Raw genomic sequence first — 5050 nt, forward strand, 5'->3', positions numbered from 1 at the left:
CGACAGCAGCAGTACGACACCGGACACGGTGGCGGCGGTTGCCAGCACGACGCGCCGAATGGGGTGGCTCTTCCGCATCTTCTTCTGAGCTCCTGACTTCCCGTCGGGTTCCCGTGGAGGTTCCGTTGTTCCCGTCGCTCACATCTCGAACGACTCGTGATGGATACGGCGGGCGGGCACCCCCGCGCCGCGCAGCGCCTCGTACACCTGCTGCGCGAACCCGGGCGGGCCGCACATGAAGACGTCGTGCCGGTCGATGTCCGGGATCTTCCGCTGGAGGCTGTCCGCGGAGATGTCCGGCCGCTCCCCCTCCGGGCTGTTCACCGCATACATCAGCCGCGCGCCGCGCTCCTTGGCGATGGTCGCCAGCTCGTCCCACAGCGCCAGGTCCTGGGTGGTGTTCGCCCGGTAGAGCAGGGTCAGGTCACCGGCCGCGCCGGGCAGCGTCTCGAACAGGGCGCGCATGGGTGTGATGCCGACGCCGCCCGCGACCAGGAGCACCTTGCCCCGGCTGCGCTTGGAGGCCGTCATCGCTCCGTACGGGCCCTCGGCCCACACCCTGGTGCCGGGGCGCAGCTCGCGCAGCCGGGCGCTGTGGTCGCCGATCGCCTTGACCGTGATCCGCAGCATGTCCGGGCGGGGCGCCGCCGACAGTGAGTACGGGTGTGAGCTGAACCGCATGCCCGGCGCCAGGAACCGCCACCGGAAGAACTGTCCGGCCTCGGCGCCCATCCGGTGCAGCTTGCGGCCGCCGATCAGCACCGACACGATGCCGGGCGTCTCCTCGATGACCGCCTCGACGCGCATCCGGTGACGCAGGTTCAGCCGGATCGGGGTGAGGATGCGGTACCACACCACCAGCGCGGTGACCGAGCCGTACAGCCCGTACCAGAACGTCTTCGCGGTGGGCTCCACGGCGAAGTCGTTGCCGGTGGTGATCTGGTGCCAGAACGTCAGGAACACCGCCGCGTAGGTCAGCAGGTGCACGTGGTACCAGGCGTCGTACGGCAGCCTGCGCCGGATCACGCCGATGGAGGTCAGTCCGATGACCACGAACAGACCCGTGCCGATGGCGGCCTTGCCCATGTCCGGCAGCTGGGTGATGGAGTCGATGGTCTGCTGGACGATGTCGCCGAGCGACTTGCCCGCCTGGAGCGCGTAGCCCCACATGGTCAGGAAGATGTGCGCGAAGACCAGGCAGAGGGTGTAACGACCGCTCATCGCGTGCCAGCGGGCGACACGGTCGGAGCCGACCCGGCGCTCCAGCGCGGGCACCCGGGCCATCTGGAGCACGACGAGTGCCATGAGGTAGCCGGCCAGCAGGCCGGTGATCCGGCCCGCGTTCAGGATCTTGCCGTTGTCGTCGGCGATGGACGGCGTGTTGTGCCACCACAGCCACAGCACGGCCGCCGCGCCCGCCCAGAGGGCGATCAGCAGCGGTACGGCAGGTGAGCGGCGCGGGCGGATGCGGCGCATCGTCTGGCGGCGGGCGGCACGTCCGCCTGCGATGGTGGTGGTCACGGTTCCTCCGGGGGGACTTGACCCTTGGCCCACAGATACGTGCCGCGCAGCATGAGTGTTCAGACTCCGGCAGAGTCCAAGGCGGACTGGAGCGACTGGCGGTAGCCGTCGCTCGTGTATGTGGCTCCGGAGACGGTGTCGATCTCCGCGCTCTGCGCGGCCAGCGCCTCGCGCCGCAGCTGGGGGATGGCGTAACTGTTGATCTGCTGGTCGCGCGGATTCTCATGCGGGTAGCTGACTGCCTTCACCTCGGTCAGCCTGCCGCCCTTTATCGTGACGCGCACCTGGACGGGGCCCCAGCGGGTCTGCACCGTGTCGCCGGTGGCGGTCTTCGTGCCAGTGGCCGACTTGCCGCTCGAACCGCTGCTCGACCCGCCGGACGACGCGCTGGAACTGCTGGACGGAGCGGGCGCCGGCGCACCGACCGCCACCGCGGGGCTCGTGTGCGGTTTCAGGGAGAGCAGCAGCACCATCCCGGAGACGGTGGCGGCGCTCGCCAGGACGATGCGGCGCAGGGGACGGTTCTTCTTCAGGGCGTGCACAGCGGCCTCACAGCTCGAACGACTCGTGGTGGATGCGCCGGTCCGGCACACCGGCGGCGCGCAGCGCCTCGTACAGATCCTGGGCGAATCCGTGCGGACCGCAGAGGTACACGTCGTGCGCGGCGATGCCGGGAACGGCCGCACGCAGGGCGTCGGCGGTGAACACCGGGCGTTCCCCGTGCGCGCCGTTGAGCGCGTACAGCACCCTCGCCCCGCGCCACTGCGCGATCGCCTCCAGCTCACTGCCCAGCGCCAGGTCCTCGGCCGTGCGGGCCCGGTACAGCAGCGTGATCTCGCCGGGCAGCGTCTCGAACAGCGCCCGCAGGGGCGTGATGCCCACGCCGCCCGCGATCAGCAGCGACTGGTGCGCGGTCTGCCGGTCCGCGGTCAGGGACCCGTACGGCCCCTCCGCCCACACCCGGGTGCCCGGACGCAGCAGGGACACGGCCGCGCTGTGGTCGCCGAGTGCCTTGACCGTGATGCGCAGCAGGCCGGGGCGTGGCGGCGCCGACAGGGAGTAGGGCGTCGACGTCCAGCCCATGCCCTCCCCGAGGAACCGCCAGCGGAAGAACTGACCCGGCTGCGCGCCCAGTTCGTCCAGCCGCCGCCCGCGCACGACGACCGAGTACACCCCCGGCGCCTCCCGGTGCACGGACTCCACCCGCAGCCGGTGCCGCAGATTGAGCCGCACCGGCACCAGGATCCGGAACCACAGCACGAGTGCCGCCACGCCCAGGTACAGCGCGTACCAGGCGGCCGTGGCCACCGGCCGGCCGTTGAAGTCGTTGCCCAGCACGAGCTGGTGGCCGAAGGCCAGGAAGACCGCGGCGTACGTGAGCAGATGGACGTAGTACCAGAACTCGTGGCTGGTACGTCGGCGCACCGCCCGCGCCGAGGTGACGCCCACGGCGAAGAGGATCACCGTGCCCGCGGTGGCCTTGAGCATCTCCGGGTAGTCGAGGACGACCGTGACCGTCTCGTGGACGACGGAGGCGCCGTCCTGGGCGGCGTAGCCGGCGAGGATCAGCACGACGTGCGCCACCAGCAGGCAGACGGTGTAGCGGCCCGCCATCGCGTGCCAGCGAGCCACCCGGTCCGAGCCGATCCGCCGCTCCAGGAGCGGCACCCGGGCCATGAGCCCGACCAGCACCGCGCAGGAGTAGCCGCACAGCAGCCCCGCGATCCGCCCGGCGCCGGTCAGCCATCCGGCCGTACCGACCACCGAGCCGGTGTCCGCCCACCACAGCCCGACGACGGCCGCCGCCCCGGCCCACAGGAGGGCCAGCAGGGGACCCGCCGGGGAGCCTCGGCGGGCCGGCACCACGGGTGACGCCGTCCGCTGCCCGTACAGGGTGGTCATGTGTGAGCTCCTTCCGCGGGCTGTTCTCCTGTCCGCCCGGCCACTGTGCTGCGCGAACCTCTGAGGGAGCTCTGAGCGACCCCCCTCACGGCCCACTCAGAGGAAACTCAGAGCCACGGGGGACACCCGCGAGCGGCCCGGAGGAGCGATGCTGGTAGACGCGATGAACGCGATGAACACCACCCGCTCCGGCCGGCCCGCCCTCACCCGGCCGGACGGCACTCCGCTGCGTGTCCTCGTCGTCGACGACGACCCCGACCTGGCGGAGGTGCTCACCGGGGCCCTGCGCTACGAGGGCTGGGAGGTGCGCGCGGCGGGCGACGGCGCCTCCGCGGTGAGCGAGGCACGCGAGCTGATGCCCGACGCCGTCGTCCTCGACGTGATGCTCCCCGACACCGACGGCTTCGCCGTGCTGCGCCACCTGCACGAGGTCAAGCCGGACGTCTGTGTGCTCTTCCTCACCGCGCGGGACGCGGTCGAGGACCGCATCGCGGGCATCACCGCCGGCGGCGACGACTACGTCACCAAGCCGTTCAGCCTGGAGGAGGTCGTGGCCCGGCTGCGCGGGCTGCTGCGGCGTGCGGGCATGGCCCGGCAGCTGGAGGAGGGGCCCCGGCTGGCCGTCGGCGACCTGGTCATGGACGAGGAGGCCCGCGAGGTGACCCGGGCCGGTGACCTGATCGAACTGTCCCCGACCGAGTTCGAGCTCCTTCGCTTCCTGATGCGCAACCCGCGCCGCGTGCTCAGCAAGGCGCAGATCCTGGACCGGGTGTGGTCGTACGACTTCGGTGGCCGCGCCCATGTCGTCGAGCTGTACATCTCGTATCTGCGCAAGAAGGTCGACGCCGGCCGCGAGCCCATGATCCACACGGTGCGCGGGGCCGGCTACGTGCTCAAGCCGGGGTCCCGGTGAGGGCTCCGCTGCGGGGACGGGTCGCGCGGGCGGTACGGCGGCTGCCCCGCCCCCGCACCCTGCGGGCCCGGCTCACCTTCGGTCTCGTGGTGCTGCTGGCGGTGAGCTGCGCGGCCGTCGGGCTGGCCGCGGTGGTCGAGCTGAGCGGCTTCCTCACACAGCGCCTGGACGAGCAGCTCGTCCAGGTCGGCACCCGGTTCCCGGCGAGCCTGGAGCACAACGGCCGGCTGCCCGACGATCACGACGGGGACGAGCACGGCGACACCCGCAGGCAGCCCACGGGCACCTTCGGCGCCCGCCTGGTGAACGGCACGGTCACCAACAAGGGGCTGGTGCGCTCCGGGGACCTCGCCGTGGACCTGAAAGTCGACCTGACCGCCGCGGACATGCGGAAGCTGGCCGCGGTGCCGGTCGACGGCCGGCCCCACACCGTCGACCTCTCCTCGCTGGACGACTACCGGGTCGTCGCGACCCGCGGCCTCGACCGGGACGTGCTGATCGTCGGGCTGCCGTTCGAACCGGTGGAGGCCGCCGTCCACCGCCTGGAGCTGGTCTCCGCGATCGTGTTCGGCCTGGCCCTCGCCGTCGCGGGCGTCACCGGCGCGCTCTGGGTCCGGTGGTCGCTGCGTCCGCTGAGCCGGGTGGGGGGGGCGCGCCCCCGGGGGCGGGAGATACCCCGGGCGCGGGGGGGGGTGGGGCTGGCGCCCGCGCGCC

At 72.2% G+C, this 5050-nt stretch carries 4 protein-coding genes and 2 pseudogenes; 2 read left to right on the plus strand and 4 right to left on the minus strand.

All coding sequences use genetic code 11. The features are described 5' to 3' along the window. The 4 genes and pseudogenes from ACFW2E_RS39965 to ACFW2E_RS39980 all read right to left on the minus strand — a co-directional run. Positions 1-78 (minus strand): annotated as a pseudogene (locus ACFW2E_RS39965) (FMN-binding protein); the annotation flags it as partial. A 60-nt stretch (positions 79-138) separates the two neighbouring features. Then, positions 139-1521, minus strand: a complete 1383-nt coding sequence (locus tag ACFW2E_RS39970) for a ferric reductase-like transmembrane domain-containing protein (RefSeq protein WP_384474943.1) — start codon at positions 1519-1521, stop codon at positions 139-141. A 59-nt stretch (positions 1522-1580) separates the two neighbouring features. After that, a complete protein-coding gene (locus tag ACFW2E_RS39975; RefSeq protein ID WP_384474946.1) occupies positions 1581-2063 on the minus strand; it encodes an FMN-binding protein in 483 nt (160 codons plus the stop codon). Positions 2064-2070: 7 nt separating this feature from the next. Next, positions 2071-3423 (minus strand): ferric reductase-like transmembrane domain-containing protein, encoded by a 1353-nt coding sequence (locus ACFW2E_RS39980; protein WP_384474949.1) that lies wholly within the window; start codon positions 3421-3423, stop codon positions 2071-2073. A 172-nt stretch (positions 3424-3595) separates the two neighbouring features. On the opposite strand from ACFW2E_RS39980, the gene ACFW2E_RS39985 reads away from it, so the two are divergent. Next, entirely contained in the window at positions 3596-4336 is a 741-nt protein-coding gene (locus tag ACFW2E_RS39985) for a response regulator transcription factor (protein ID WP_384474952.1), read from the plus strand. Further along, positions 4333-5050 (plus strand): annotated as a pseudogene (locus tag ACFW2E_RS39990) (two-component sensor histidine kinase); the annotation flags it as partial. The gene ACFW2E_RS39985 and the pseudogene ACFW2E_RS39990, both read left to right, overlap by 4 nt.

The organism is Streptomyces sp. NPDC058964 (genome assembly GCF_042741275.1).
Lineage (GTDB): Bacteria > Actinomycetota > Actinomycetes > Streptomycetales > Streptomycetaceae > Streptomyces.